Source organism: Scandinavium hiltneri (assembly GCF_024764835.1).
Taxonomy (GTDB): domain Bacteria; phylum Pseudomonadota; class Gammaproteobacteria; order Enterobacterales; family Enterobacteriaceae; genus Scandinavium; species Scandinavium hiltneri.
In genome coordinates, this window is sequence record NZ_JALIGE010000072.1 from 206,102 (window position 1) to 232,296 (window position 26,195).

General features: G+C 55.3%; 31 protein-coding genes and 1 pseudogene. 21 read left to right on the forward strand and 11 right to left on the reverse strand.

Features of this window, described 5'->3' with window-relative positions:
- Positions 1 to 12: 12 nt before the first annotated feature.
- Complete coding sequence (locus tag MUU47_RS09840; protein WP_110509631.1) at positions 13 to 744, reverse strand: RNA polymerase sigma factor FliA; 732 nt, start codon at positions 742 to 744, stop codon at positions 13 to 15.
- A 163-nt stretch (positions 745 to 907) separates the two neighbouring features.
- Positions 908 to 2,203 (reverse strand): FliC/FljB family flagellin, encoded by a 1,296-nt coding sequence (locus tag MUU47_RS09845; RefSeq protein ID WP_258988033.1) that lies wholly within the window; start codon positions 2,201 to 2,203, stop codon positions 908 to 910.
- A 278-nt stretch (positions 2,204 to 2,481) separates the two neighbouring features.
- On the opposite strand from MUU47_RS09845, the gene fliD reads away from it, so the two are divergent.
- The 4 genes from fliD (at position 2,482) to amyA (ending at position 6,267) form a co-directional block, all read left to right on the forward strand.
- Complete coding sequence (gene fliD / locus MUU47_RS09850) at positions 2,482 to 3,888, forward strand: flagellar filament capping protein FliD (protein WP_258988034.1); 1,407 nt, start codon at positions 2,482 to 2,484, stop codon at positions 3,886 to 3,888.
- Positions 3,889 to 3,910: 22 nt separating this feature from the next.
- Positions 3,911 to 4,321, forward strand: a complete 411-nt coding sequence (gene fliS / locus MUU47_RS09855; RefSeq protein WP_258968221.1) for a flagellar export chaperone FliS — start codon at positions 3,911 to 3,913, stop codon at positions 4,319 to 4,321.
- Positions 4,321 to 4,698, forward strand: a complete 378-nt coding sequence (gene fliT / locus MUU47_RS09860) for a flagella biosynthesis regulatory protein FliT (RefSeq protein ID WP_258988035.1) — start codon at positions 4,321 to 4,323, stop codon at positions 4,696 to 4,698. The genes fliS and fliT overlap by 1 nt, the downstream gene beginning before the upstream one ends.
- An 81-nt stretch (positions 4,699 to 4,779) precedes the next feature.
- Positions 4,780 to 6,267, forward strand: coding sequence for an alpha-amylase (amyA, locus tag MUU47_RS09865; protein WP_258988036.1), 1,488 nt, complete (start codon positions 4,780 to 4,782; stop codon positions 6,265 to 6,267).
- A gap of 62 nt (positions 6,268 to 6,329) precedes the next feature.
- On the opposite strand, the gene yedD is transcribed toward amyA, so the two are convergent.
- From yedD to fliE, 3 genes are all read right to left on the reverse strand, one after another.
- Entirely contained in the window at positions 6,330 to 6,743 is a 414-nt protein-coding gene (gene yedD / locus MUU47_RS09870) for a lipoprotein YedD (protein WP_159775431.1), read from the reverse strand.
- 84 nt (positions 6,744 to 6,827) lie between these two features.
- Positions 6,828 to 7,340: a hypothetical protein gene (locus tag MUU47_RS09875; protein ID WP_258988037.1), complete on the reverse strand. Its 513-nt coding sequence runs from the start codon at positions 7,338 to 7,340 to the stop codon at positions 6,828 to 6,830.
- Between the two features lie 110 nt (positions 7,341 to 7,450).
- Positions 7,451 to 7,762, reverse strand: a complete 312-nt coding sequence (gene fliE / locus MUU47_RS09880) for a flagellar hook-basal body complex protein FliE (protein ID WP_258988038.1) — start codon at positions 7,760 to 7,762, stop codon at positions 7,451 to 7,453.
- Between the two features lie 215 nt (positions 7,763 to 7,977).
- Between fliE and fliF the strand changes: the two genes are divergently transcribed.
- The 14 genes from fliF (at position 7,978) to rcsA (ending at position 19,495) form a co-directional block, all read left to right on the forward strand.
- Positions 7,978 to 9,657 carry a flagellar basal-body MS-ring/collar protein FliF gene (gene fliF, locus MUU47_RS09885; RefSeq protein WP_258988039.1) on the forward strand — a complete coding sequence of 560 codons (1,680 nt, stop codon included), beginning with the start codon at positions 7,978 to 7,980 and terminating at the stop codon, positions 9,655 to 9,657.
- On the forward strand, positions 9,650 to 10,651 hold the full coding sequence (gene fliG, locus MUU47_RS09890) for a flagellar motor switch protein FliG (protein WP_110509621.1): 1,002 nt from the start codon (positions 9,650 to 9,652) through the stop codon (positions 10,649 to 10,651). Before fliF ends, fliG begins: the two co-directional genes overlap by 8 nt.
- Entirely contained in the window at positions 10,644 to 11,342 is a 699-nt protein-coding gene (gene fliH / locus MUU47_RS09895) for a flagellar assembly protein FliH (protein WP_258988040.1), read from the forward strand. The genes fliG and fliH overlap by 8 nt, the downstream gene beginning before the upstream one ends.
- Positions 11,342 to 12,712: a flagellar protein export ATPase FliI gene (gene fliI / locus MUU47_RS09900; RefSeq protein WP_258988041.1), complete on the forward strand. Its 1,371-nt coding sequence runs from the start codon at positions 11,342 to 11,344 to the stop codon at positions 12,710 to 12,712. Before fliH ends, fliI begins: the two co-directional genes overlap by 1 nt.
- A gap of 18 nt (positions 12,713 to 12,730) precedes the next feature.
- Positions 12,731 to 13,174 carry a flagellar export protein FliJ gene (gene fliJ / locus MUU47_RS09905; RefSeq protein ID WP_258988042.1) on the forward strand — a complete coding sequence of 148 codons (444 nt, stop codon included), beginning with the start codon at positions 12,731 to 12,733 and terminating at the stop codon, positions 13,172 to 13,174.
- A complete protein-coding gene (locus MUU47_RS09910; protein ID WP_258988043.1) occupies positions 13,171 to 14,394 on the forward strand; it encodes a flagellar hook-length control protein FliK in 1,224 nt (407 codons plus the stop codon). The genes fliJ and MUU47_RS09910 overlap by 4 nt, the downstream gene beginning before the upstream one ends.
- 105 nt (positions 14,395 to 14,499) lie before the next feature.
- Entirely contained in the window at positions 14,500 to 14,967 is a 468-nt protein-coding gene (fliL, locus tag MUU47_RS09915; protein WP_159775449.1) for a flagellar basal body-associated protein FliL, read from the forward strand.
- Positions 14,968 to 14,971: 4 nt separating this feature from the next.
- Positions 14,972 to 15,976, forward strand: coding sequence for a flagellar motor switch protein FliM (gene fliM, locus MUU47_RS09920; RefSeq protein ID WP_110509615.1), 1,005 nt, complete (start codon positions 14,972 to 14,974; stop codon positions 15,974 to 15,976).
- Positions 15,973 to 16,386, forward strand: a complete 414-nt coding sequence (gene fliN / locus MUU47_RS09925; RefSeq protein ID WP_110509614.1) for a flagellar motor switch protein FliN — start codon at positions 15,973 to 15,975, stop codon at positions 16,384 to 16,386. Before fliM ends, fliN begins: the two co-directional genes overlap by 4 nt.
- Before the next feature lies 1 nt (position 16,387).
- On the forward strand, positions 16,388 to 16,771 hold the full coding sequence (gene fliO, locus MUU47_RS09930) for a flagellar biosynthetic protein FliO (protein WP_258988044.1): 384 nt from the start codon (positions 16,388 to 16,390) through the stop codon (positions 16,769 to 16,771).
- Entirely contained in the window at positions 16,771 to 17,508 is a 738-nt protein-coding gene (gene fliP, locus MUU47_RS09935) for a flagellar type III secretion system pore protein FliP (protein ID WP_258988045.1), read from the forward strand. The genes fliO and fliP overlap by 1 nt, the downstream gene beginning before the upstream one ends.
- Positions 17,509 to 17,519: 11 nt before the next feature.
- Positions 17,520 to 17,789 carry a flagellar biosynthesis protein FliQ gene (gene fliQ / locus MUU47_RS09940; protein ID WP_110509611.1) on the forward strand — a complete coding sequence of 90 codons (270 nt, stop codon included), beginning with the start codon at positions 17,520 to 17,522 and terminating at the stop codon, positions 17,787 to 17,789.
- Between the two features lie 5 nt (positions 17,790 to 17,794).
- Positions 17,795 to 18,592, forward strand: a complete 798-nt coding sequence (fliR, locus tag MUU47_RS09945) for a flagellar biosynthetic protein FliR (RefSeq protein WP_258988046.1) — start codon at positions 17,795 to 17,797, stop codon at positions 18,590 to 18,592.
- Positions 18,593 to 18,871: 279 nt separating this feature from the next.
- Positions 18,872 to 19,495: a transcriptional regulator RcsA gene (rcsA, locus tag MUU47_RS09950; RefSeq protein WP_258988047.1), complete on the forward strand. Its 624-nt coding sequence runs from the start codon at positions 18,872 to 18,874 to the stop codon at positions 19,493 to 19,495.
- Between the two features lie 46 nt (positions 19,496 to 19,541).
- Here rcsA and dsrB read toward each other — a convergent pair whose 3' ends face one another.
- The gene (gene dsrB / locus MUU47_RS09955) at positions 19,542 to 19,730 is read right to left on the reverse strand and encodes a protein DsrB (RefSeq protein ID WP_159753313.1); all 189 of its coding nucleotides are present in this window, start codon (positions 19,728 to 19,730) and stop codon (positions 19,542 to 19,544) included.
- A gap of 130 nt (positions 19,731 to 19,860) precedes the next feature.
- Here dsrB and yodD point away from each other — a divergent pair, with 130 nt between their 5' ends.
- Positions 19,861 to 20,088 carry a YodD family peroxide/acid resistance protein gene (gene yodD / locus MUU47_RS09960; RefSeq protein WP_258988048.1) on the forward strand — a complete coding sequence of 76 codons (228 nt, stop codon included), beginning with the start codon at positions 19,861 to 19,863 and terminating at the stop codon, positions 20,086 to 20,088.
- A gap of 201 nt (positions 20,089 to 20,289) precedes the next feature.
- Entirely contained in the window at positions 20,290 to 21,105 is an 816-nt protein-coding gene (locus MUU47_RS09965) for a mannosyl-3-phosphoglycerate phosphatase-related protein (RefSeq protein ID WP_258988049.1), read from the forward strand.
- Here MUU47_RS09965 and dgcQ read toward each other — a convergent pair.
- The 3 genes from dgcQ to MUU47_RS09980 all read right to left on the reverse strand — a co-directional run bounded on the left by dgcQ (position 21,084) and on the right by MUU47_RS09980 (position 24,023).
- The gene (gene dgcQ / locus MUU47_RS09970; protein WP_258988050.1) at positions 21,084 to 22,784 is read right to left on the reverse strand and encodes a cellulose biosynthesis regulator diguanylate cyclase DgcQ; all 1,701 of its coding nucleotides are present in this window, start codon (positions 22,782 to 22,784) and stop codon (positions 21,084 to 21,086) included. The genes MUU47_RS09965 and dgcQ overlap by 22 nt on opposite strands.
- 73 nt (positions 22,785 to 22,857) lie before the next feature.
- Positions 22,858 to 23,037, reverse strand: a complete 180-nt coding sequence (locus tag MUU47_RS09975) for a YodC family protein (RefSeq protein ID WP_258988051.1) — start codon at positions 23,035 to 23,037, stop codon at positions 22,858 to 22,860.
- Positions 23,038 to 23,114: 77 nt separating this feature from the next.
- Entirely contained in the window at positions 23,115 to 24,023 is a 909-nt protein-coding gene (locus MUU47_RS09980) for a DUF808 domain-containing protein (RefSeq protein ID WP_258988052.1), read from the reverse strand.
- A 168-nt stretch (positions 24,024 to 24,191) separates the two neighbouring features.
- Here MUU47_RS09980 and MUU47_RS09985 point away from each other — a divergent pair.
- A pseudogene (locus MUU47_RS09985) lies at positions 24,192 to 24,296 on the forward strand (EamA family transporter); the annotation flags it as partial.
- Here the strand turns inward: MUU47_RS09985 and MUU47_RS09990 are convergent.
- Together MUU47_RS09990 and MUU47_RS09995 are read right to left on the reverse strand one after the other, a co-directional pair.
- A complete protein-coding gene (locus MUU47_RS09990; RefSeq protein ID WP_258988053.1) occupies positions 24,290 to 24,784 on the reverse strand; it encodes a very short patch repair endonuclease in 495 nt (164 codons plus the stop codon). The pseudogene MUU47_RS09985 and the gene MUU47_RS09990 overlap by 7 nt on opposite strands.
- Positions 24,768 to 26,189 (reverse strand): DNA cytosine methyltransferase, encoded by a 1,422-nt coding sequence (locus tag MUU47_RS09995; protein WP_258988054.1) that lies wholly within the window; start codon positions 26,187 to 26,189, stop codon positions 24,768 to 24,770. The genes MUU47_RS09990 and MUU47_RS09995 overlap by 17 nt, the downstream gene beginning before the upstream one ends.
- Positions 26,190 to 26,195 lie beyond the last annotated feature (6 nt).

The following is a 26,195-nucleotide window of genomic DNA, read 5'->3' on the forward strand; positions in this document are numbered from 1 at the left end:
AGGCGCGACGGCTTAACCGCCTTCCTGGTACCGACCCAGTTTTGTTCGCAAACGCTTGATGGCCTGGCTGTGAAGCTGACTGACGCGCGACTCTCCCACTTCCAGCACTGCCCCAATCTCTTTCAGATTGAGCTCTTCCTGGTAGTAGAGCGTCAGCACCAGCTGCTCACGTTCCGGTAACGCTTCAATCGCGTCCATCACGCGCTGACGCAGATTGCCTTCCATCAGTTGATGGAGCGGGTTCTCCTGTTGATTCTCTTCAGTCACCAGCTCGATACTGTCGCCATGCTCTTCCCGCCACTCGTCGTAGGAGAAAATCTGGCTGTTATTGGTATCCAGCAGCATCTGTCGATACTCTTCAACAGCGATACCAAGACGTTGGGCGACTTCTGTTTCCGTCGCGTTGCGTCCCAGTTCCTGTTCCAGTTGACCCATCGCCTGCGCCACTTCTCGGGCATTGCGGCGGACGCTGCGCGGCACCCAATCGCGGCTGCGCAATTCGTCCAGCATCGCGCCACGTATGCGCTGTACTGCATAGGTGGTAAATGCCGTGCCTTGCAGAGCATCGTAACGTTCGACGGCATTCAATAACCCAATGCCGCCCGCCTGAAGCAGATCGTCCAGTTCCACGCTCGCGGGCAGGCGCACCTGAAGGCGCAATGCTTCGTGTCGCACCAAAGGGACATAACGCTGCCACAGCGAGTGTTTATCCATTACACCTTCAGCGGTATACAGTGAATTCACGATAAACAGCCCTGCAATAGTTGAGTTATCGGCATGATTATCCGTTTCTGGAGGGGTTTTAATCGACGGAATAGTGGCTAAAAGGGGGGGTTATTTGGAGAGTTAAGTAAAACTCTAAAACGAAAAAACCCCGCCGAGGCGGGGTTGAGTAGCAAATTCAGGATTAGCCCTGCAGCAGAGACAGAACCTGCTGTGGAACCTGGTTTGCTTTAGACAACACGGAGTTACCCGCCTGCTGGATGATCTGCGCTTTAGACATGTTCGACACTTCGGTCGCATAGTCGGCGTCCTGAATACGGGACTGCGCTTCAGACAGGTTGGTGGTGGTGTTGTTCAGGTTGGTGATGGCAGAGTCCAGACGGTTCTGCACCGCACCCAGGGAAGAACGGAATTTATCAACGGATGCGATAGCTTTGTCCAGCAGAGCCAGTGGGTCCTGCGTTGCAGCTCCTTTCAGCTCTGGAGTTGCAGTTGCTCCGCTCAACTGCAGAGTACCGGTCGCAACAGTTGTTGCCGTTGCACCAGCGCTGTTAGCCAAAACGTCCGTACCGTTGCTACCCGCTTTATAGTTTTTACCCTGAATAGTGACATAACCGACAGAGTTACCATTTGCATCACTGGTAACTTTAATTGGCTGGCTATCTTGAGAAGCACCAGTAACACCATTATCTGCATCATTGTAAGTCACAGTAGAGGTGTTCAGGTTAACTGTACCTAACGCTTTATCTACTGAAACTGCATAGTTGTCGCTACCAGAACTTACTACGAAGGTACCAGTGCCAGTACCGGTCTTGTCCTGAATTTCGTGCAGAGTCAGACTACTTGCATCTACTTTCAGTGAATTCGCAACTGCGCTCAGATCAACGTTTTTAGACGCTGCGCTGGTATCACCAATTTGAGTGATGGAATTGCTCAGTTTCAGGGAGTTCTGAGAAACAGAGAAGCCGCTCAGACCCAGAGTCGAAGAGTCGATCTGCTGCAGGTCGATGTCGATGGTCTGGCCATCGTTGGCGCCAACCTGGATAGACATGGTGCCGTTTTTAGCCAGCACATTCACGCCGTTAAACTGAGTCTGACCAGAAACGCGGTCAATTTCGTCCAGACGGGATTTGATTTCGTCCTGGATTGAAGACAGGTCAGAAGAGGAGTTGGTGCCGGTAGAAGCCTGAACGGTCAGTTCACGCACACGCTGTAAGTTGTTGTTGATTTCTGACAGCGCGCCTTCAGCGGTCTGCGCCAGAGAGATACCGTCGTTGGCGTTACGCGCAGCCTGAGTCAGGCCCTTGATGTTAGAGGTGAAGCGGTTAGCAATCGCCTGGCCCGCCGCATCGTCTTTCGCGCTGTTGATACGCAGACCAGAAGACAGACGCTCAATGGAAGTCGACAGAGCAGACTGGTTTTTGTTGATGTTGTTCTGAGTGATCAGCGAGAGGCTGTTGGTATTGATGACTTGTGCCATGATTTCGTTTCCTGTGTTTCAAGTCTGTGGTTACGGTTTGGGTTTCCACCCGTCGGCTCAATCGCCGTCAATGTGGTTATCGTCGTCCCCCCACTAACCTTTAGATTTTTTTCACACTTTTTTTCACAACCACAGGAATAATTTTTTAGCCGTCGAAATAGTCTTCCCTGTTGCCTTTATTCCCGCCATTAAAAAAAGAAAATTAAACGTAAACTTTGCGCTATTCCCGCCGATAACCCCGGTATTCGTTTTACATGTCAAAAGATTAAGGAACAGATATGGCAAGTATTTCTACACTGGGAATAGGTTCGGGTCTCGATTTAAGCACCATCCTGGATAACCTTGAAGCCGCTGAAAAAGCGACGTTGACGCCTATCTCTACTCAGCAGTCTTCCTATACCGCAAAACTGAGCGCATACGGAACCTTAAAAAGTGCGCTGGTTTCTTTCCAGACCGCCAACACTGCGCTGAACAACGCTGATTTATTTACCTCAACCACTACCAGCAGCAGCTCGTCTGCCTTTAGCGCCACCACCACCGGCAATGCGATCGCCGGGAAGTACACCATCAGCGTGTCGCAGCTGGCGCAGGCCCAGACGCTGACCACGACTGGCACCCAGGCCGACAGCAAAACCGCGATCGCCAGCGCGGATAGCACCATCACCATCCAGCAAGGCGGCGGCAAAGACCCGCTTAAGATTGACATCAGCGCAGCCAACTCCTCCCTGAGTGGCATTCGCGATGCGATTAACAAAGCCGACGCGGGCGTCAGCGCCAGTATCATTAACGTCGGTAACGGTCAGTATCGTCTGTCGATCACCGCTAACGATACTGGCTCTGATAACGCGATGACCATCAGCGTCAGCGGCGACAGCGCCCTGCAGAGCTTTATGGGCTACGACGCGTCCGGCAATGGCGGCATGGAAGAGTCCGTTACAGCGCAGAATGCCAAACTTAAAGTTAACAACGTCGACATCGAGAACAGCAGCAACACCATCAGCGATGCGCTGGAAGACATCACGCTGAACCTGAGCGACACCACCACCGGCAACCAGACGCTGACGATTGCGAAAGATACCTCAAAATCTGAAAGTGCCATTAACGCCTGGGTCACGGCCTATAACGCCCTGCAGGATACCTTCAGCTCGCTGACCAAATACACCAAGGTTGATGCCGGAACGGATGCCCAGGACACCAGCAACGGTGCCCTGCTCGGCGACAGTACCCTGCGCACCATCCAGACCCAGCTGAAAAGCATGCTCTCCAGCTCAACCGGAAGCTCAGCGTACAAAACCCTGGCACAGATTGGCATCACCTCTGACCCAAGCACCGGCAAACTGACCGCCGACAGCACTAAGCTTGAAAGCGCGCTGAAAACCAACTCCGCAGACATCAAAGATATGTTTGTCGGCGACGGCAAAAACACCGGCATCACTACCACTATGGGCAGCAACCTGACCAGCTGGCTCTCCACGACCGGGATTATTCAGGCGGCCACCGACGGGGTAAGTAAGACCCTGAACAACCTGACCACCCAGTACAACGACGCCAGTGACCGCATCGATACCATGATGGCGCGTTACAAAGCCCAGTTTACCCAGCTAGACGTGATGATGAGCTCTCTGAACTCCACCAGCAGCTATCTGACACAGCAGTTCGATACGTCTTCCAGCAACAAAAGCTAATTAAATACGCCCAGGAGCTAACATGTACGGCGCAAAAGGTACACAGGCCTACGCAAAAATCGGAGTCGAAAGCGCGGTAATGAGCGCCAGCCAACAGCAACTGGTGACTCTGCTGTTCGATGGCGCACTCAGTGCGCTGGTGCGTGCGCGTCTGTTTATGCAGGATAACAACGTGGAGGGGAAAGGCCTTTCCCTCTCAAAAGCCATCAACATCATCGAAAATGGGCTCAAAGTGGGCCTCGATGAAAAAAGTAATGATGAGCTTACGCAAAACCTGATTGCGCTTTACGCCTGGATGGTCAGGCGACTCCTGCAAGCCAATCTGCGTAATGAGGTTTCTGCTATTGAAGAAGTGGAATCCGTGCTGCGCGATATCGCTGATGCCTGGAAAGAAGTTGCCCTCTCGCCCACTCTGATTCAGGACGCCGTCTAATGAGCCCTGCACCGCAACTCTATAGCCTTTACCAGCAGCTGCTTGACCGAAGCCTCGTCATGCTGCGATTCGCCACAGAAGGACAATGGGACGAACTGATTGCCTGTGAAATGGAGTATGTCAGTGCGGTGCAAAAACTGGCAGAAATAACGCAACAAACGGAGCCGTCGACCGTCATCCAGGATCAGCTGCGCCCGGTACTGCGCACTATTCTCGATAACGAAACCGAGATAAAACGCCTGCTGCAGGCACGAATGGAGGAGCTGGCAAAACTGGTTGGCCAGTCCACCATTCAAAAATCGGTTCTCACCACCTACGGCAAACAAGGCGGTCACGTTCTGGTGCCGCAGGGATCCCGCGACACGCCAACCAACTGATTCGCTGGCGCGCGCTGCGCGCCAGGTGTTTTTCCGCTTTGTATTCCATACTAGAGTCTCCTGATCACACGGAGTCTGTGTATGCGCAATCCTACCCTGTTGCAATGTTTTCACTGGTATTACCCCACTGGCGGTGAATTGTGGCGAGAGGTCGAAGCGCTTGCGCCCAATCTCAATGAAATTGGCGTCAACATGATTTGGCTGCCCCCAGCGTATAAAGGCGCTTCGGGCGGATATTCCGTCGGCTATGACAGCTACGATCTTTTCGACCTCGGCGAGTTTGATCAAAAAGGATCGGTCGCCACCAAATACGGTGATAAAGCTCAACTGCTGGCCGCCATCGATGCGCTGAAAAAGAACGATATTGCGGTACTGCTCGACGTGGTGGTGAACCATAAAATGGGCGCCGATGAAAAAGAACGCATCCACGTCCAGCGCGTGAACGAACAGGACCGCACGCAAATTGACGATGAAGTGATCGAATGCGATGCGTGGACCAAATACGCTTTCCCGGTTCGCGCGGGGAAATATTCGCAGTTCGTCTGGAACTACACATGCTTCAACGGGATCGACCACATCGAAAATCCTGACGAAAACGGCGTCTTTAAAATCGTCAATGATTACAGCGGCGAAGGCTGGAACGATCAAGTCGACAGTGAAATGGGCAACTTCGACTACCTGATGGGCGAGAATATTGATTTCCGCAATCACGCGGTCACCGAGGAACTTAAATACTGGGCGCGCTGGGTGATGGAACAAACGCAATGCGACGGTTTCCGTCTCGATGCGGTGAAACATATTCCGGCGTGGTTCTACAAAGAGTGGATTGAGCACGTGCAGGAAGTGGCGCCAAAGCCGCTGTTCATCGTGGCGGAATACTGGTCGCACGAAGTCGATAAGCTCCAGCATTACATCAGCCAGGTCGACGGACAGACGCTGCTGTTTGATGCGCCATTGCAGATGAAATTCCACGAGGCCTCACGACTGGGTCGCGATTACGACATGAGTCAGATTTTCACCGGCACGCTGGTGGAAGCCGATCCGTTCCACGCCATTACGCTGGTCACCAATCACGACACCCAACCGCTACAGGCGCTGGAAGCACCGGTCGAACCGTGGTTTAAACCGCTGGCCTATGCACTGATATTACTGCGAGAAAACGGCGTGCCCTCGGTGTTCTACGCTGATTTGTTCGGGGCGATTTACGAAGACACCGGTGGCGACGGCAACAGCTATAAAATCGACATGCCGGTGATTGAGCAGCTACACGAGCTAATTGACGCCCGCCAGCGCTTCGCCCACGGCGTGCAAACGCTGTATTTTGATCATCCGAACTGCATCGCCTTCAGCCGCAGCGGCACCGACGACGCGCCCGGCTGCGTGGTGGTGTTGTCCAACGGCGACGAAGGCGAAAAAACGCTGACGCTCGGCGACAACTACGGCAATAAGCGCTGGAAAGATTTTCTCAATAATCGCGAGGAAGCGGTCGAAACCGATGAGCAAGGCAACGGCGTCTTTACCTGTAACGGCGGCAGCGTAAGCGTGTGGGTCATGGAGGACGTACTTTAAGGCGTGGGGCCAAACTCACCCCGACGGCGCGATGCCTGCCGGGGTGAACAACGTAAAATCGGCTACGGCAGCGGAGAAATCAGCGGATTCTTCTGCAGGTAATCCGCGCATTCCTGGGTTGGACGATCGACGCGTTTGAGCGTCATGCGGTCGTAATCGATGCGCTCGCCTTCCCGGTCGATGGCGTAAACTTCTTTCTTGTTAGTGACATTGTAAATATCGTCATCACGCAGCATCAGCTTACCTGGTCGCGCAATAACGCGTTGCCACTGGCGACAGTCCAGCGTATCGCCCTCTTTGGTGATAACCAGCGTGGCTATCGCTTCCGGGCTGACCATCGCACTCTGCGGGCCTTCTGACTGCCAGTAACCCGCCAGATCCGAAGGCGCAGGCGCTTTCACCACCTGATTATAATCATCCACCTGGACACACCCGCTTAATGCCAGCAGCGCGCCGAGAATCGCAATCTTTTTCATCACCTATCCTGAAAACCGTGAAAAAAATATTGTGTCATTAAAGCGTTATCGCTTCCAGCCTTTACTGCGGCTCTTGCGGGAGTCTTACGGGTAAACAAACTGCGTGATGGCGACGGACGGTGAGTGATCCACCCGCAGCGTTGAACGCACTTTTCCGATACTGCGGGGCTGGATGCTGAGCCACAGTGTGCGGCGGGTGCCTTCCGGCTGGTCATGGAACGCCAGCGTAATGCTGCCATTCTGACGGCTAAACCGCCACGGTTGCGGATAAAGCGCATTGATTTCAAAGGCATCCATAAACTGCCCACCGAGCGTCACGGTGTAGTCCTCGCCCGGCGGCACTTTCATCGTGAGCTTAAGATCCATATCGCTCTGATCGCGGCCAAAACGCTCGTAGTCCACATAGACGTTACCATCAGCGGATGCCACATGGGCATTGCTGAATACTCCCTTCGAAAACAGGCCGCAGAACCCGGCCAACAACAGCAGGACTAACAACACAAATCCGTACTGACGGGCAGCATTTTCCACCCGTAACCAGAAAATGTTTTCCGCCACCGGCGCGGAATGCGACGAAGAAGTTTTGATGACTGGCATGATTGTCTCTGCGTTAGCGGACCGTAAAAGAAAGTATGGTCGCTAACGCAGTAACTGGAAGTGTCGACGGGAAAAAGTTATGCCCTGGTGGCGGGTGGTGTGGTCTGGACCTACACCTGCATGCCCATCATTTCCTGGTACGCCGACACCAGTTTGTTACGCACCTGAATGCCCATCTGTAAGGAAACGGATGATTTTTGCAGGTCGGTCATCACATCGTTCAACGCAATACCCGGTTCACCTAAGGCAAATTTCTCTGCCTGCGCTTTGGCGCTGTTTTGCGTATCGCTGATGCGATCGAGGGCGGCATTGAGCTGGCCCGCAAAGCTGATAGACGGCTGTTCTTCCACCTGCTGATTGCGCGCCACGCTGGCCGCGGCCTGCATCTGCGTCAATACCCCTTCGATACCTGTAATGGCCATGTTAATCCCCTGGTCGATGTCATGGTGAGTGAGATTATCAGTTTGTCAATAAGATAAAGGCGCTAATTAACGTTAAAAACCTCGACTATTTGACCCATAGAAAATTCTGGAACGGCAAATAATGGCATAGCACCCATTTTTGCCTTTGCCGACCGGGAGTCAGCCTTGCTTTTGTACACGTTTAACGCCATCGACCTGGATTCACGAGGTGCGCAATGAGCGCGACAGCCACGACCACGACACCAACCAAGATGCCTGAGTGGGTCGCTCGCCTGCGCGCTAACCCGAAAATCCCATTAATGGTTGCCAGCGCAGCCGCCGTCGCGATCGTTGTCGCGCTGGTGCTGTGGGCGAAAGCGCCTGACTACCGCACGCTGTTCAGCAACCTGACCGATCAGGACGGCGGTGCCATCGTCACTCAGCTTCAGCAAATGAACGTCCCGTATCGCTTTGCCGATAGCGGCGGCGCCATTGAAGTGCCTGCCGATAAAGTACATGAGCTACGTCTGCGCCTCGCCCAGCAAGGCCTGCCGAAAGGCGGTGCGGTTGGGTTTGAACTGCTGGATCAGGAAAAATTCGGCATCAGCCAGTTCAGCGAACAGGTGAACTACCAGCGTGCGCTGGAAGGTGAACTCGCCCGTACCATCGAAACGCTCGGTCCGGTGAAAAGCGCCCGCGTGCATCTGGCCATGCCGAAGCCTTCATTATTTGTGCGTGAACAGAAACTCCCCTCCGCTTCCGTGACCCTGAACCTCGAACCGGGCCGTGCGCTGGATGAAGGCCAGATTGCCGCGGTGGTACATTTGGTGTCCAGCGCCGTAGCAGGCCTGCCACCGGGCAACGTGACGCTTGTCGATCAGGGCGGTCATCTGTTGACCCAATCCAATACCGGCGATCGCGACCTGAATGACGCCCAGCTGAAATATGCCTCTGATGTTGAAGCCCGCGTACAGCGCCGCATTGAATCCATCCTGTCGCCAATTGTCGGCAACGGAAACATCCACGCGCAGGTCACCGCGCAGATCAACTTCGACAATAAAGAGCAGACTGAAGAGCAATACAGCCCGAACGGCGATGCCAGCCAGGCAGTAATGCGTTCGCGTCAGGTGAATGAGAGCGAGCAGATTGGCGGCCAGAACCCAGGCGGCGTGCCGGGTGCATTATCCAACTCCCCTGCTCCCGCGCCGAATGCCCCTATCTCGACGCCACCGGCGAACCAGCAGGCGGGTGCGCAAGGTCAGCAGCGTAATACCAGCACCAATAACCAGAGCGGGCCACGCAACAGTTCGCGCAACGAAACCACCAACTACGAAGTCGACCGGACGATTCGCCACACCAAAATGAACGTCGGCGATATCCAGCGCCTGTCGGTGGCGGTGGTGGTCAACTACAAAAATCTGCCGGACGGCAAGCCCCTGCCGTTGACCGCCGATCAAATGAAGCAAATTGAAGATTTGACCCGCGAAGCAATGGGCTACTCCACCACCCGTGGCGATACCCTGAACGTGGTCAACTCACCGTTTACCGCAGGCGACGAAAGCGGTGGCGAACTGCCGTTCTGGCAACAGCAGTCGTTCATCGACCAGTTGCTGTCAGCGGGACGTTGGGTATTGATTGCCCTGGTGGCGTGGATCCTGTGGCGTAAAGCCGTGCGTCCACAGCTGGTACGCCGCGCGGAAATCGCTAAAGCCGCACAGGAAGAAGCGAAAATGGAGCGCGAAACCGCCGATGCAGTGGAAGTTCGCCTCAGCAAAGATGAACAACTGCAGAGTCGCCGCGTTAACCAGCGCCTGAGCGCAGAAGTGATGAGCCAGCGTATTCGCGAAATGTCAGACAACGATCCGCGCGTCGTCGCGCTGGTCATTCGCCAGTGGATGAGCAACGACCATGAGTAACACGACCCTTTCAGGTACCGATAAAAGCGTCATCCTGCTGATGACCATTGGCGAAGATCGCGCAGCGGAGGTGTTCAAGCATCTCAATACCCGTGAGGTGCAAACCCTCAGTGCGGCGATGGCCAACGTACGTCAGATTTCTAACAAGCAGCTGACCGACGTGCTGGCGGAGTTTGAGCAGGAAGCCGAACAGTATGCGGCGCTGAACGTTAACGCCAACGAATACCTGCGTTCGGTGCTGGTGAAAGCGCTGGGCGAAGAGCGTGCCGCCAGCCTGCTGGAAGATATTCTCGAAACCCGCGAAACCACCAGCGGTATCGAAACGCTCAACTTTATGGAGCCACAAAGCGCCGCCGATCTTATTCGCGACGAGCATCCGCAGATCATCGCCACCATCCTCGTGCACCTCAAGCGCGGTCAGGCAGCGGATATTCTGGCACTGTTCGACGAGCGTCTGCGCCACGACGTGATGCTGCGTATCGCCACCTTTGGCGGCGTGCAGCCAGCGGCCCTGGCGGAGCTGACCGAAGTACTGAACAACCTGCTCGACGGTCAGAATCTCAAGCGCAGCAAAATGGGCGGCGTGAGAACCGCGGCAGAAATTATCAACCTGATGAAAACGCAGCAGGAAGAAGCGGTCATTACCGCCGTACGCGAATTCGACGGCGAGCTGGCGCAGAAAATCATCGACGAGATGTTCCTGTTCGAAAACCTGGTCGAAGTGGACGATCGCAGCATCCAGCGCCTGTTGCAGGAAGTGGATTCCGAATCCCTGCTCATCGCACTCAAAGGTGCCGAACAGCCGCTGCGCGAGAAGTTCCTGCGCAATATGTCCCAGCGTGCCGCCGATATCCTGCGCGACGATCTGGCCAACCGTGGCCCGGTTCGTCTGTCTCAGGTCGAGAACGAACAGAAAGCGATTCTGCTTATTGTGCGTCGTTTAGCGGAAACCGGCGAGATGGTGATTGGTAGCGGAGACGACACCTATGTCTGATTCCACACCCTGGAAAATCTGGCAGCCTGACGACCTCGCCCCACCGATGCAGGCGTTTGTGCCAGAGTTCAGTGAAAGCCGCGCCGAAGAGCCGGTCGATGAGATTTCCGAAGAGCAAAAGCTGCAACAGCAGCTGGCGCAGATACAGATGCAGGCCCACGAACAGGGCTATAACGCTGGACTGGCTGAAGGTCGCGCCGCCGGACAGTCACAGGGTTATCAGGAAGGTTTAGCGCAAGGCCTCGAACAGGGCCAGGCGCAGGCGCAACAGCAGCAGATCCCACTGCACGCACGGATGCAGCGGCTGGTCAGTGAGTTCCAGCACACGCTGGATGCGCTGGACAGCGTGATCGCTTCGCGTCTGATGCAAATGGCGCTGGAAGCTGCGCGGCAGGTGATTGGCCAGACGCCGATTGTCGATAACTCGGCGTTGATCAAACAGATTCAGGCTTTGTTGCAGCAGGAACCGTTGTTCAGTGGCAAACCGCAGCTGCGCGTACACCCTGACGACTTACAGCGCGTGGAAGATATAGTCGGCGCAACGCTAAGCCTGCACGGATGGCGACTGCGCGGTGACCCGTCGCTGCACCACGGCGGCTGTAAAATTTCCGCCGACGAGGGTGACCTCGACGCCAGCGTCGCCACCCGCTGGCAGGAGCTGTGCCGCCTGGCCGCTCCGGGAGTGGTGTAATGACCGCTCGCCTGACCCGTTGGCTCAACACGCTCGATAATTTCGAGACCAAAATGACGCAGCTGCCGTCGGTGCGGCGCTACGGTCGTTTGACCCGGGCCACCGGGCTGGTGCTGGAAGCCACGGGGCTGCAATTGCCGCTTGGCGCAACCTGCATTATTGAACGTCAGAACGGAAATGAAACGCACGAAGTGGAAAGCGAAGTCGTGGGCTTCAACGGTCAGCGCCTGTTTTTGATGCCGCTCGAAGAGGTGGAAGGCATTTTGCCTGGCGCACGCGTGTATGCGCGTAACGCCTCCGGCGACGGTCTGCAAAGCGGGAAACAGTTACCGCTCGGCCCGGCGCTGCTCGGGCGTGTACTCGACGGCGCAGGTAAACCGCTCGACGGCCTGCCCGCCCCGGACACCACCGAAACCGGCGCGCTAATCACCCAGCCGTTTAACCCGTTGCAGCGTACCGCCATTGAACACGTGCTCGACACCGGCGTGCGGCCGATTAACGCCCTGCTCACCGTCGGACGCGGTCAGCGTATGGGCCTGTTCGCCGGTTCCGGCGTTGGTAAAAGTGTGCTGCTCGGCATGATGGCACGCTACACCCAGGCTGACGTGATAGTGGTGGGCCTGATTGGCGAACGTGGTCGCGAAGTTAAAGATTTTATCGAGAACATTCTCGGGGCCGACGGACGCGCGCGTTCGGTAGTGATTGCCGCACCCGCTGACGTCTCGCCGCTGCTGCGTATGCAAGGGGCGGCCTACGCCACGCGCATTGCCGAAGATTTCCGTGACCGTGGTCAGCACGTGTTGCTGATCATGGATTCCCTGACCCGTTACGCCATGGCCCAGCGTGAAATCGCGCTGGCTATCGGCGAACCGCCCGCGACCAAAGGCTACCCGCCTTCGGTATTTGCCAAACTGCCCGCGCTGGTTGAACGCGCCGGGAACGGCATCAGCGGCGGCGGTTCGGTCACTGCTTTTTATACCGTGCTCACCGAGGGCGACGATCAGCAGGATCCGATCGCTGACTCCGCGCGCGCGATCCTTGACGGCCACATCGTGCTGTCCCGCCGTCTGGCGGAAGCGGGCCACTATCCGGCCATCGACATCGAAGCCTCTATCAGCCGCGCCATGACGTCTCTGATCACCGAGAAGCACTACGCCCGGGTGAGAAACTTTAAACAACTGCTTTCCAGCTTCCAGCGCAACCGCGACCTGGTGAGCGTCGGGGCGTACGCCAAAGGCAGCGATCCGATGCTCGACAAGGCGATCGCGCTGTGGCCGCAACTGGAGAGCTTTCTGCAACAGGGTATTTTCGAAAAAGCGGACTGGGAAGAGTCACTTCAGGCACTTGAGATTATCTTCCCGGCAGCCTGAGAGCAGGAGTAAATCATCATGGCAGAACATGGCGCATTAACCACGCTGAAAGAACTGGCCGAAAAAGACGTCGACAACGCCGCCCTGCAGTTGGGCGAGATGCGACGCGGCTGCCAGCAGGCGGAAGAGCAGTTGAAGATGCTGATGGATTACCAGCTTGAGTACCAGAATAACCTGAACGACAACATGTCCCAGGGCATGGCCAGCCTGCGCTGGCAGAACTACCAGCAGTTTATTCAGACCCTGGAAAAGGCTATCGATCAGCATCGCCAGCAGCTGTTGCAGTGGAACCGTAAAGTCGAACAGGCGTTGAACGCCTGGCGTGAGAAAAAGCAGCGTTTGCAGGCATGGCAGACGCTACAGGACAGACAGGCCGCCGCGACGCTGCTGGCGGAAAACCGTCTGGACCAGAAAAAAATGGATGAGTTCGCCCAGCGTGCCACCTTAAGGAAACCCGAATGATTACTCTGCCGACACTTATCGTCAGTGATACCGACATCTCCCCTTCTGGACAAAGTAGCGCGGCCACCGGTACCGCTGACAGCACCCAGGACTTTTTTGCCCTGCTCTCCGGCGCGATGTCAGGGAAGACGGGCAAAGACGGCAAGCTGACGCTGGCAGACCTCCAGGACGCGAGCCAGAAACTGCCGCAGGGCGAGGCCAAGACCACGCTCAGCAAACTGCTGGCGCAGCAGGCTGACGCGGATGCGAAGACGCTGGACGTGACGACACTGACCGACGCGCAGTCGCTGTTGAGCGCCCTGGCCCCTGAAGCCAAAAGTGACGTGGTAAAGCAACTGACCAAAGATTTGCAAAACAGCGACGACAAACCGTCGTTGAGTGATGAAGAGATGGCCGGCCTGAGTGCGCTGATGGCGATGCTGCCACATACCGCGACCGCCACCGCCGTACTGCCCGCGACCCAGACAGCTGGCGTGTCTGCCACGTCCGGTTCTTCTGCGAAAGGCTTTGCAGAATTAGCGTCTACGGCAACCAGCGTCGGCACCGGCAATACCGGGCATTCCACGGGTAAAGAATTTACCCTGGCTCAGGCGGGGCATGGCCTGCAAACGGTTCAGGCCGACGATGCCGTCGCCAGCCAGACCACCCCACTGGTGGCCGCTGCCGCGGTGAAAGCCGATACCGACAGTTCACTCTCAGCCGCCGCGCCGACGGTAAACATCGCCCCGGTTATCAGCAACGCCACCGCCACGGTGAATACGCACCCGGTGGTGACCGTCAACTCTCAGCTCGGTACGCCGGAGTGGCAGCAGAACGTTAGCCAGCAGATCACGCTGTTTACCCGTCAGGGCCAGCAAACCGCCGAGCTTAAGCTGCATCCGGAAAACTTAGGCCAGGTGAATATCACCCTCAAGATTGACGATAACCAGGCGCAAATTCAGATGATGTCACCGCACAGTCACGTGCGTGCCGCGCTGGAAGCGGCTATCCCGACGCTGCGCACGCAGCTGGCGGATAACGGCATTCAGCTGTCGCAGAGCAACGTCAGCGGCGAAAGTTTTGCCGGACAACAACAGCAGCAATCCTCTTTCGGTCAGTCTTCTTCGCAACGTTCTGCTGAAGGTCGGGCATTTGCAGCCGATGAAGAAGAGACCCTGAGCGTTCCGGTGAGTCTGCAAGCGCAGGCCCGGGGTAACGGCAGCGTCGACACGTTCGCCTAACGCCAGAGGTAGCACGATTATTCCCGTCTTTTCCACCCTTTGAGCTGGACTTAAGTCGGGATAATCACCTGATAAGCAGTACCGAATACAGGAAAGACGTAACCGATGACAGACACCGCGGTAACAAAAAAAAGTAAGCGCTCAATCTGGATCCCGCTGCTGGTGCTGGTAACGCTCGCAGCCTGCGCAACCGCAGGCTATAGCTACTGGCGTATGCAGCAGCAGCCTTCCGCTGATGCGAAGAAAGAGGCTCCGCCACCACCGGCGCCGGTGTTCTGGGCGCTGGATACCTTTACGGTGAACCTGGGCGACGCCGATCGTGTGCTTTACGTTGGCATTACGCTGCGTCTGAAAGATGAAGCGACCCGTTCGCGACTGAACGAATACCTGCCGGAAGTGCGCAGCCGTTTACTGCTGCTGTTCTCCCGTCAGGACGCAAACAAACTGGCGACGGATACCGGGAAACAAGACCTGGTGAACGCCATCAAACAGACACTTGCACCACCTCTGGTGGCGGGCCAACCGAAGCAGGATGTGACTGACGTGCTGTATACAGCTTTCATACTGCGGTAATCCTATGGGCGACAGTATTCTTTCTCAGGCCGAAATTGACGCGCTGCTGAACGGCGACAGCGAGAAGAGCGATGAACCTCAGGCCGGTGCTCCCGGCGAGAGTGACATTCGTCCCTATGATCCTAATACCCAGCGTCGTGTGGTGCGCGAACGCCTGCAGGCGCTGGAAATCATTAACGAGCGTTTCGCCCGTCAGTTCCGTATGGGGCTGTTTAACCTGCTGCGTCGTAGCCCGGACATTACCGTCGGCGCGATCCGCATTCAGCCTTATCACGAGTTTGCCCGCAACCTGCCGGTGCCGACCAACCTGAACCTTATCCACCTGAAGCCGCTGCGCGGCACCGGGCTGTTTGTGTTCTCGCCAAGTCTGGTGTTTATCGCCGTCGACAACCTGTTCGGCGGCGATGGGCGTTTCCCGACCAAAGTGGAAGGCCGCGAATTTACGCACACCGAACAGCGCGTGATTAACCGCATGCTGAAGCTGGCACTGGAAGGTTATAGCGACGCGTGGAAAGCGATTAACCCGCTGGAAGTTGAGTACGTGCGCTCCGAGATGCAGGTGAAATTCACCAACATCACCACCTCGCCGAACGACATTGTGGTCAATACCCCCTTCCATGTGGAAATCGGCAACCTGACCGGTGAATTTAATATTTGCCTGCCGTTCAGCATGATTGAGCCGCTGCGCGAACTGCTGGTCAACCCGCCGCTGGAGAACTCCCGCAGCGAAGATCAGAACTGGCGCGAAAACCTGGTTCGCCAGGTACAGCATTCCGAACTTGAGCTGGTGGCGAATTTTGCCGACATCTCTCTGCGCCTGTCGCAGATCTTAAAACTCCAGCCAGGCGATGTGCTGCCGATAGACAAACCGGATCGCATTATCGCCAATGTGGACGGTGTGCCGGTATTGACCAGCCAGTATGGCACGGTGAACGGTCAATACGCGCTGCGCGTAGAGCATTTGATCAACCCGATTTTGAACTCGCTGAATGAGGAACAGCCCAAATGAGTGATATGAATAATCCGTCCGATGAAAACAGCGGTGCGATGGACGATCTGTGGGCTGAAGCGTTAAGCGAACAGAAAACAACTGGCAGCAAAAGTGCCGCCGACGCGGTGTTCCAGCAGCTGGGTGGCGGCGACGTCAGCGGTACGTTGCAGGACATTGACCTGATCATGGATATTCCGGTCAAATTGACCGTTGAACTGGGCCGTACCCGGATGACCATCAAAGAGCTGCTGCGCCTGACGCAGGGTTCGGTGGTGTCGCTGGATGGTCTTGCCGGTGAGCCGCTGGATATTCTGATCAACGGCTATCTGATTGCCCAGGGTGAAGTGGTGGTGGTCGCTGACAAATACGGCGTACGCATTACCGACATCATTACGCCGTCCGAACGTATGCGTCGCCTGAGCCGCTAAGATGAAACCCCAGCCAGGCATGTCACATCTAGTTACCACGGCCCCGCCGTCGTCTCCGCTGATTGAAGTCAGCGGCGCGCTGTTGGGCATTATTCTGCTGATCCTGATAGCAGCGTGGCTCGCAAAACGCTTTGGCATAAGCGGCGTAAAAAACACCGCGACCAAAGCGTTAAAAGTCAGCGCCAGTGCGGCCCTGGGTCAGCGCGAGCGCGTGGTGATTGTCGATGTGGAAGATGCCCGTCTGGTACTCGGCGTGACCGCCACACAGGTCACGCTGCTGCACAAACTGCCGCCGACGGTTGTCGACCCGGACGCGCCTGAACCTGAAACCCCCGATTTTGCATCACTGATGAAATCCGTTATCAAGCGTCCAGGGAGACTCTGATGCGCCGCCTGTTGTCCCTTTCGCTTGTCGCGCTGCTGCTATTGTCTCCCGCGGCGTTCGCCCAGTTGCCGGGTCTGGTGAGCCAGCCGCTGCCTAACGGCGGCCAGAGTTGGTCGCTGCCGGTGCAGACGCTGGTGTTTATCACTTCGCTGACCTTCCTGCCCGCCATTCTGCTGATGATGACCAGCTTCACCCGCATCATCATCGTGTTTGGCCTGCTGCGCAGCGCCCTCGGCACCGCTTCTGCCCCGCCGAACCAGGTGCTGCTCGGCCTGGCGTTGTTCCTGACGTTTTTCATCATGTCACCGGTTATCGACAAGATTTATAACGACGCGTATCAGCCGTTTAGCGAGGACAAAATCACCCTCGAACAAGCGATTGATAAAGGCTCGCAGCCGCTGCGTGAATTTATGCTGCGCCAGACCCGTGAAGCGGATTTAGCATTGTTTGCCCGTCTGGCTAATACACCGCCGATCCAGGGCCCGGAAGCAGTGCCGATGCGTATTCTGCTGCCGGCGTATGTGACCAGCGAGCTGAAAACCGCGTTCCAGATTGGCTTCACCATTTTCATTCCGTTCCTGATTATCGACCTGGTGGTCGCCAGCGTACTGATGGCGCTGGGGATGATGATGGTCCCCCCCGCAACCATTGCGCTGCCGTTCAAGCTGATGCTGTTCGTGCTGGTTGACGGCTGGCAGTTGCTGGTAGGTTCGCTTGCTCAAAGTTTCTACAGTTAAGGATTGCCACCATGACGCCTGAATCGGTAATGATGCTTGGCACGGAGGCCATGAAAGTCGCGCTGGCACTGGCGGCTCCGCTGCTGCTGGTGGCGCTGGTGACCGGTCTGCTGATCAGTATTTTGCAGGCGGCAACCCAGATTAACGAAATGACCCTGTCGTTCATTCCAAAAATCATCGCGGTATTCGTGGCGATTATCGTTGCTGGCCCGTGGATGCTGAACCTGCTGCTCGATTATGTGCGTACGCTGTTCACCAATCTGCCATACATCATCGGATAAGACGGATGCTACACGTCACCAGCGACCAATGGCTGCACTGGCTTAGCCTCTATTTCTGGCCGCTGCTGCGCGTGCTGGCGTTGATTTCCACCGCGCCAATCCTCAGTGAGCAATCGGTGCCAAAGCGCGTCAAGCTGGGCCTCGGGGTTATCATCACTTTTATTATTGCGCCTTCCCTCCCCGCCACCGACGTGACGCTGTTTTCCCCGAACGCGCTATGGTTGGCGTTGCAGCAAATCCTGATTGGCACTGCGCTCGGTTTTACCATGCAGTTTGCATTCGCCGCGGTGCGAACCGCCGGGGAGGTTATCGGCCTGCAGATGGGCCTGTCATTTGCGACCTTCGTCGACCCCAGCAGCCATTTGAGTATGCCCGTATTGGCCCGGATTATGGATATGCTGGCGATGCTGCTGTTTCTGGTGTTTAACGGCCATCTGTGGCTGATTTCGCTGCTGGTCGATACCTTTCATACCCTGCCGATTGGCGGCCATCCGCTCAACAGCAACGCCTTTATGGCTCTTACGCGCGCAGGTGGGCTTATCTTCCTCAACGGGCTGATGCTGGCGCTGCCGGTAATCACCCTGTTGTTAACCATTAACCTGGCACTGGGGATGCTCAACCGCATGGCCCCACAGCTGTCGGTGTTTGTTATTGGCTTCCCGATTACCCTGACCGTCGGTATTATTTTGATGGCCGCGTTAATGCCCCTCATTGCGCCCTTCTGTGAACATCTATTCAGCGAATTGTTCGATCTATTAGCGGATATTATCAGCGAGATGCCAAAGATAAATTCTCCCTTATAATAAAAGGGTCATCCTAAGGATATTCTTAAATCCCAACTTAGAAAACATTTACCAGGATATATCTGGCGCGGGTTAATTGTTTTTACGGCCCTCACAGAACCTAACATTTACTTTACTTTAAGATGATTCCTGGCAAATTATACGTAACTTTACGGGATAGTTGAGGCCGCTCGATTCTCTTCCTTTGCTCTTTGTCATTACAGGTTTAGCGCGTTGTGACAAATAAGAGACAATCGGGCTATGGGTTAATTATCGTTACGCATTGAGTGAGGGTATGCCATGTCAACGATTATTATGGATCTATGCAGTTACACCCGGCTTGGACTAACCGGGTACTTGACCAGTCGGGGGATAAGGAAACGTGATATCGGCGACGTCGAGACCATCAGTGAGCTTGAAGAGGCATGCGGGACATTACGCCCGGCTGTCGTGTTCATTAATGAAGACTGCTTTATCCACGATACAGACAGCAGTCAGCAAATAAAGCAGATCATTAATCAACACCCCAGGACACTTTTTATCGTATTTATGGCAATTGCCAATCTCCATTTTGATGAGTATTTGTTGGTTCGGGATAATCTGCTTATTAGCTCGAAATCGATTAAACCTGAATCCCTGGACGGTATTCTGGCGGATTATCTGCAGAAGATTAGCGGTAGCGTTAGCCGGGTTAACATCCCCACTTTATCTCTAAGCAGGACTGAATCGAATATGCTAAAGATGTGGATGTCGGGACAGGGAACGATTCAAATATCCGATCAGATGAATATTAAGGCCAAAACGGTATCATCACATAAAGGTAATATTAAAAAGAAAATAAAAACCCACAATAAACAGGTTATTTATCACGTTGTCCGATTGACAGATAATGTGACTAGCGGGATCTACGTCAATATGCGTTGAAATAATGCGCTGCACTGGCGGAATTTCTCCGCCAGTGGAAAGACGTTTAGCCTACTTTTTCGACAAAAATGCCGTCATCATGGCCCGACTCATTAAAGAACCAGATCCCCATCGGGTAATCTTCCAGTGAAACCAGGTACATCGTCCCTTCACTGAATTGCTCTACTGCCAGCACCACACCTGGCCGACGCGGGCCACCGTCCGTTTTGACCGTTACTCGATCGTTAACCTGCATACCTTTTCTCCTGTCTTTTACTTCAGCCAGTGTAGAACAAAACGCCCGTGCTGACAGCGTCCAGCGCGCCAATGGGTGTTTTTTTCAACGGTCTATACTTTATGCTGGGAGAACAAATGAGGATCCCGCAATGAAAACTGCCAAAGAGTATAGCGAAACAGCCAAGCGCGAAGTGAACGTTGATGTGGATGCCCTGCTCGACGCCATCAACGAAATCAGCGAAAGCGAAGTGCACCGCGCCGGAGACTCCACCCATCATGTCAGTATTGATGGACGTGAGTACCACACTTGGCGCGAGCTGGCCGAAGCCTTTGAGCTTGATATCCATGATTTCAGCATCACGGAAGTGAATCGCTGAACGCAGGCCAAAAAAAACCCGACCATGGAGTGATCGGGTTGAAGCTTGCTTTAGCAAGAAGCACTTGAAAATTCGTTACACCAAGAAATCTGATGCGGATAAGACATTATCCTCAATTTTTTTGTAAGACAAGCAATATTCATAAACACCATGAATATATTTAAGATTTTTCTTGCCTGAGTTTACGTTTAAGGAGAGGTAATGCCCGAACTGGATCAGCCCCTTATTGTATTTACCGACGTTGAGGGCACTCTACTCGACAGCCACACCCAGTTATGGGAACCCGCCCGCGACTGGCTATTACGCCTGAAGCAACACAATGTGCCGGTGGTTCTGTGCAGCAGTAAAACGGCGGTCGAGATGATGCTGCTGCAAAAAGAACTGGACCTGGGCGCACAGCCGCTGATTGCCGAGAATGGCGCGGTGATTCAGCTGGCCGGAGAGTGGCAGGACGAAGAGGAGTATCCACGCCTGATCACCGGCTCTCCTCATGAAGAAATCCAGCGTATCCTGCAACAGTTACGGGAAAATGACGGCTTTAAGTTCACGACATTTTCTGACGTAAATGAGCAAACCATCCGCGAATGGACCGGCATGAATCTGCGGCATGCCGAACTCTCACGTCTGCATGAGGCCTCCGAAAGCCTTATCTGGCGCGATACCGATGAAAAGATGCTCGAATTTACCGCGACGCTTTCGTCGCTTGGCCTGCAGTTTGTGCAGGGCGCGCGGTTCTGGCACGTGCTGGATGAGCGAGGCGGCAAAGACCAGGCGGTAACCTGGCTGCTGAGCCGCTTTCAGGAAAGGGAAGAATTCCGGCGGGTGTCAATTGGTTTAGGCGACGGTCCGAACGATGCCCCGCTGCTCGACACTACCGACTATGCTGTGGTGGTCAAAGGCTTAAATAGAGAGGGCGTCAGGCTGAAGGATAATTCCCCCGAGCGGGTGTATCACACCCGTCAAAGCGGCCCGGACGGCTGGCGTGAAGGGCTGGATTACTGGCTGTCATCGTCCTGACAGCACACCCGGTTGCGCCCTGTTTGCTTCGCCAGATACAGACGACCGTCGGCAATGGATTGCAGATATTCGATATCAAACATCCCTTTCTCATCACTGCTGCTGACGCCAAACGAAGCGCTGATCCGTAGCGTCGCACTTTTGCCAATCAGGATTTCACGACTGTGAATTCTCGCCCGAATACGTTCTGCCATTGCGCAGGCGTCTTCCCGCGACGCGCCAGGCAGGACGATACAAAACTCTTCCCCGCCAACGCGTCCGGCCAAATCCGTTTCGCGAATTTGCGCGCCGATGGTGCCCGCCACGTGGGTCAGCACCCGGTCGCCCGCCTGATGACCGAAGCGGTCATTGATGCGTTTGAAGTAATCGAGATCGAGCTGAATCACCGACACCGACAGGCCCTGAGCCTCACTCTGCTTCGCCGCTTTACCGGCTAAATCGAACAATGAACTGCGGTTGTACAAGCGGGTCAGGCCGTCATGCCACGCCTGCCATTGCAGCGATTCCTGCAACGTGCTCATGTTGCGTACCATCCGGCGAATCACCACCCACGATAAAATCAGCATTGAGGTAAAGAGCGCCCACAGCAGGCCCAGCGCAATTGAAATAGTGCCGAAATCACCGCGCACACCCTCATCAAGATTGTGAATACGCAGCAGGATGCCATCAAAATTGCGTATTTTTTCCCAGTTAACATAACGGGTGGTAAAGCGCAGGCCGCCGCGATCGTCATGCTCAAACGCCTGCGCCAGTTGGGCTTTTTCCGGCGCGCTCAACGGCGATGGGGTGGTCCCCGGCGCCAGAGAGCTGGCGAGCAGGTTCATTTTGCGGTCGTACAGACGGTATTCGCCTTCGGCCTCACCCTGAATGGCGGTGGTCAGCAGCTGCTTCATTTGCGCCAGGGAAAACTCAATCGCCAGCACGCCGTGCCAGTAATGTTCATAATCCACGGGCAGCGAAACGGCTACACGGCGGACTTCGCCTTTTGGCATGTCGGCCATCCAGCTTAACCAGCGAATACCCCGCTGTGGATTATTGTGTTCAGTATGCGCGGTAAACCACGGGCTGGTGACCAGGGCGTAATACTGCTCGACCGTCTCATCATTGCTGCCCAGCGGATTGTTAGCGATAAAAAAACCGGCACGCGACACATATATCATTTGCTGCGTCGTGCGTTTAAGGGTGGTGGAGAGTCGCAGCAGATAGCCCACTTCCAGCGTGGCGGTCAATTCGTTACCGAGCAGCGTGTTATCGCGCGAGAGGAGGGTCGTTTCATCGACGAAGGCATCGGAAACGCCGTGCACCGGTAGCGTGCGGCGGTTGTCCAGAGAAATGGACCACTGATGCAGCGCGCGCTTGCGCTGAAACTCCGCATCGGCACGGTTGATCCCTTCGAAAGTCAGCGGCGTGCGAAGAGCCGCCTGCATACCGTTGCGGTAAAACGTCAGCCGATCAATGTTGATTTGCAGCTGGTTGTTGAATTCATGCGCCACGTTTTCCAGCGTGTTGCGCTGGCTGGAAATATAGGCGTCTTCAAGAACGGCCACTTCGCGCCAGGTCAGCAGCGTCGAAAACAGCAGCACGACAAAAAAACAAACATTCACCACCCGACCCGGGTTGCTGTAACGGCTGAGTCTATTCAGCCAGCGCGGATTTTCCACTCGTGTAACGTGGTGCACTCAAACTCCCTGAACATTCCCTGATACTGCGTCACGACCAACGAAAACGCCCGGCATTAGCCGGGCGGGGTCGTTATGCCTCATCTTGAATCCGCCTATCTCCCGGCATGAGTTCGTCTTCGCGGAACGCTTCCCGCTTAACGCCAAACCCATCATACCAACGGCATTCAATCATTCCGCTGGCATAGCCGGTGACAACCATACGCGGCCCACCCATTTTCGGCTTAACTTCATCACTGACCAAAAAGACCATGACTGCCTCCGGTATCAGAGTGAAACTGTTTCACGATAGCTGAAAATGACGGGCTTTGCGTAGTCGCTAAAAAATATTTACGTAGCCGAACGCAGCCGCGAGACCAGGTTGACGCCCGTCAGAACAACCGCGCCAACCACAAAACCGAAGATCAAATTAAACAACGTTGGCGCGAGCAGTGCAACGATGCCACCCTGCTCTGCGGCAAAATGTTCAATGAGATGATGTAAAGGCGCGATACCGTGAACCACGATCCCGCCGCCGACTAAAAACATCGCCAGCGTCCCGACTACCGTCAGAACTTTCATCAGTAACGGCGCGATAAACAGCAACGCTTTGCCCACCGTCTGCGCGATGGCGCTGGTTTTCTCCACCAGCCAATAGCCCATGTCGTCAAGTTTAACAATCACGCCCACCAGGCCATATACGCCAACGGTGACAAGGATGGCAATGCCGGAGAGGACAAGGACCTGGTTGAGCAGCGGTGCATCAGCCACAATGCCGAGCGTAATCGCCACGATTTCGGCAGACAGAATGAAATCCGTGCGCACCGCGCCTTTTACTTTATCGCGCTCAAACTCCACCGGGTCCTGTTTGGCGATCGTTGCCAGGCGCTGCTTGCGCTCCTCTGGCTCTTCTTTGTGCTTGCGCGCGTGCAGAGAATGCAGCACTTTTTCTACACCTTCAAAGCACAGGAACGCCCCGCCAATCATCAGAAGTGGCGTGATGGCCCACGGTAAAAAGGCGCTAATTAACAACGCCAGCGGCACGAGGATCACCTTATTCAGGAATGACCCTTTCGCTACGCTCCACACCACCGGCAACTCACGATTGGCGCGCACACCCGATACCTGCTGCGCGTTGAGCGACAAATCATCCCCCAGTACTCCGGCGGTTTTTTTCGCCGCCAGTTTGCCCATCAGCGAAATATCGTCCAGCAGCGTGGCAATATCGTCGAGTAAGGTTAAAAGACTGCTTCCGGCCACGTGATGCTCCTTCCGTTTTTCATGCTTCAATTTGCCCTACAGTATGAAGCAAAAGACGCCGCGCGCCCATGCATACAAAGTGTCAACAAAAATACAACATAGCTTGCGAATTAAAACGCTCGCCAGACGGTTAGTTTTCCCGTTAACGTTTGACGCAAATGCCGACGCTTTCTGGCGGTGGCTTATCTGGTAGTTTTCGACTCGCTGATTGCCATAGATGCCTATATGTCTCTTATTCGCAACGTCGCTCCAGCGTTCACCACCCGCTACGCCTTGTGAGCAGGAGAAGTAACCGCCAGCGGCGCAATGCCCTGAGTGTCGATCTGCGCGCTGCCTTCGCCGCCGCAGATCCACTCTTCCAGCCTGTCCGTTAACGCCGTATCACTGAGTTTCCGTTTTCCTCGCAGCGCACATTCCCAGACCACCAGCACCCGCCAGCCCTGCTGCTGGAGCAATGCTATATCGCGGGCGTCTCGCGCCACATTTTTGCCCATTTTTTGCAGCCAGAAGTCGGTCCGTGTTTCGGGGACTTTAAACAGATAGCAGTCGTGATGATGCCAGAAACAGCCGTGCGTAAAGAGAATACAGCGGTAATCGGAGAGGACAAAATCGGGGCGTCCGGGCAAGGTCGCATCCTGGACGGTGTAATCAAAACCCGCGTCGTTCAGCAATGCGGCAAGGCGTTTTTCAATGGCGGTATTCTGCGTGCCGATGGCACGCATATTTTTGCTTCTTGTGGCGGGGTTATGAACGTCCGCCATCGGCTTTCTCTGCCTGACGCAGTTCCACCGCCTGCAAAATGCGGGATTTGAGCAATTTCGCTACCGCCGCAAATGCGGGAACCACCACCGAGTTGCCAAACTGGCGATAAGCCTGAGTATCGGACACCGGAATGCGGAACTGATAACCCTGCGGCGATTCAAAGCCCATCAGGCGCGCACATTCGCGCGGCGTCAGACGACGCGGACGTCGCTGCTGATTATGCGGATCGTCAAAATTCTGCTCACCGAGCGCCTTGTCCCATCCTCTATCGATGAGGATCTCCGCACCGTCTTTGTAATAACGTGCGGAAAGCGTGCGCGCCACGCTGCCAGGTCGGGTCGGATCAACCAGCCCATAGCCAAAACCGTTGCCGCGCGCCTGATGCTTTTTGGCATAGCGATACAGGTATTTCCACAGCACCGGGGTGAGGATAAATTTGGTGTCAACCGTGGGCTCAAGTAATTCACCAAACGTTGGGCGACGTTCCGGATACAGCGCGGGTAAATCACGGAGCGTGAAGCCCTGATGCAGCTTCTGATCCCGACGAAAACCCACCAGCACGATGCGTTCGCGGTGCTGCGGCAGGAAATGCTGACCGTCGATGATTTTCGGATCATCAGCGCCCATTTCCGCAGAATCAGACACATCGTAGCCCAGGGCATCTAACGTTTGCATGATGATGTGGAAGGTTTTACCCCCGTCGTGGCTTTTCAGGTTCTTGACGTTTTCCAGCACAAAAATGGCCGGACGACAGGCATCAATGATCCGCGCCACGTCAAAAAACAGCGTGCCTTGCGTATCGCAGGCAAAGCCGTGCGCCCGTCCCATCGCATTTTTCTTCGACACGCCCGCCAGCGAAAACGGCTGACACGGAAAGCCCGCCAGCAACACGTCGTGCTGCGGGATAACGCGACGAATATGCGCCGCAGCTTCGCTGTCGCTGACGTCTGCTTTGTGGCTGAGCGTCACGTCGCGGATGTCTTCATTAAACTGATGTTCAGCCGGGTCGCAGTACCAGTTGGCTTTATAGGTGCGAACGGCGTGCTTGTTCCATTCGCTGGTAAACACGCACTGGCCGCCGATGGCTTCAAAGCCGTTGCGGATCCCGCCGATGCCGGCAAATAAATCGATAAAGCGAAATGAAGTGGGATGCGCGGAAGGCTGCGGCAGCAGTGCCGCCAGCCGGGAAAACTCATTATCACCCAGGCGGCGATTGATTTTCCCGTTGTCGGTCGCGCGCTTCAAAATTGCCGGGCTCCAGTGCTGTTCTCCCACGGCGTTGAGCGTTGCCACGAGGGTTTTTAAATCGTATATCGTCAGCAGCTGATTCAGCAGTGCCTGTGCGTCTGGCCCGGAATATTCCGCGTCTTGAGAGGGGAGAGTGCGAGTAAGAGTGTGCTGCATTTCAGT

Bases quoted from the DNA above. Each gene is read 5' to 3' on its own strand.
- MUU47_RS09845 (WP_258988033.1), bottom strand. From the start codon at position 2,203: ATGGCACAAGTCATCAATACCAACAGCCTCTCGCTGATCACTCAGAAC.
- fliD (WP_258988034.1), top strand. From the start codon at position 2,482: ATGGCAAGTATTTCTACACTGGGAATAGGTTCGGGTCTCGATTTAAGC.
- fliS (WP_258968221.1), top strand. From the start codon at position 3,911: ATGTACGGCGCAAAAGGTACACAGGCCTACGCAAAAATCGGAGTCGAA.
- fliT (WP_258988035.1), top strand. From the start codon at position 4,321: ATGAGCCCTGCACCGCAACTCTATAGCCTTTACCAGCAGCTGCTTGAC.
- amyA (WP_258988036.1), top strand. From the start codon at position 4,780: ATGCGCAATCCTACCCTGTTGCAATGTTTTCACTGGTATTACCCCACT.
- yedD (WP_159775431.1), bottom strand. From the start codon at position 6,743: ATGAAAAAGATTGCGATTCTCGGCGCGCTGCTGGCATTAAGCGGGTGT.
- MUU47_RS09875 (WP_258988037.1), bottom strand. From the start codon at position 7,340: ATGCCAGTCATCAAAACTTCTTCGTCGCATTCCGCGCCGGTGGCGGAA.
- fliE (WP_258988038.1), bottom strand. From the start codon at position 7,762: ATGGCCATTACAGGTATCGAAGGGGTATTGACGCAGATGCAGGCCGCG.
- fliF (WP_258988039.1), top strand. From the start codon at position 7,978: ATGAGCGCGACAGCCACGACCACGACACCAACCAAGATGCCTGAGTGG.
- fliG (WP_110509621.1), top strand. From the start codon at position 9,650: ATGAGTAACACGACCCTTTCAGGTACCGATAAAAGCGTCATCCTGCTG.
- fliH (WP_258988040.1), top strand. From the start codon at position 10,644: ATGTCTGATTCCACACCCTGGAAAATCTGGCAGCCTGACGACCTCGCC.
- fliI (WP_258988041.1), top strand. From the start codon at position 11,342: ATGACCGCTCGCCTGACCCGTTGGCTCAACACGCTCGATAATTTCGAG.
- fliJ (WP_258988042.1), top strand. From the start codon at position 12,731: ATGGCAGAACATGGCGCATTAACCACGCTGAAAGAACTGGCCGAAAAA.
- MUU47_RS09910 (WP_258988043.1), top strand. From the start codon at position 13,171: ATGATTACTCTGCCGACACTTATCGTCAGTGATACCGACATCTCCCCT.
- fliL (WP_159775449.1), top strand. From the start codon at position 14,500: ATGACAGACACCGCGGTAACAAAAAAAAGTAAGCGCTCAATCTGGATC.
- fliM (WP_110509615.1), top strand. From the start codon at position 14,972: ATGGGCGACAGTATTCTTTCTCAGGCCGAAATTGACGCGCTGCTGAAC.
- fliN (WP_110509614.1), top strand. From the start codon at position 15,973: ATGAGTGATATGAATAATCCGTCCGATGAAAACAGCGGTGCGATGGAC.
- fliO (WP_258988044.1), top strand. From the start codon at position 16,388: ATGAAACCCCAGCCAGGCATGTCACATCTAGTTACCACGGCCCCGCCG.
- fliP (WP_258988045.1), top strand. From the start codon at position 16,771: ATGCGCCGCCTGTTGTCCCTTTCGCTTGTCGCGCTGCTGCTATTGTCT.
- fliQ (WP_110509611.1), top strand. From the start codon at position 17,520: ATGACGCCTGAATCGGTAATGATGCTTGGCACGGAGGCCATGAAAGTC.
- fliR (WP_258988046.1), top strand. From the start codon at position 17,795: ATGCTACACGTCACCAGCGACCAATGGCTGCACTGGCTTAGCCTCTAT.
- rcsA (WP_258988047.1), top strand. From the start codon at position 18,872: ATGTCAACGATTATTATGGATCTATGCAGTTACACCCGGCTTGGACTA.
- dsrB (WP_159753313.1), bottom strand. From the start codon at position 19,730: ATGCAGGTTAACGATCGAGTAACGGTCAAAACGGACGGTGGCCCGCGT.
- yodD (WP_258988048.1), top strand. From the start codon at position 19,861: ATGAAAACTGCCAAAGAGTATAGCGAAACAGCCAAGCGCGAAGTGAAC.
- MUU47_RS09965 (WP_258988049.1), top strand. From the start codon at position 20,290: ATGCCCGAACTGGATCAGCCCCTTATTGTATTTACCGACGTTGAGGGC.
- MUU47_RS09975 (WP_258988051.1), bottom strand. From the start codon at position 23,037: ATGGTCTTTTTGGTCAGTGATGAAGTTAAGCCGAAAATGGGTGGGCCG.
- MUU47_RS09990 (WP_258988053.1), bottom strand. From the start codon at position 24,784: ATGGCGGACGTTCATAACCCCGCCACAAGAAGCAAAAATATGCGTGCC.
- MUU47_RS09995 (WP_258988054.1), bottom strand. From the start codon at position 26,189: ATGCAGCACACTCTTACTCGCACTCTCCCCTCTCAAGACGCGGAATAT.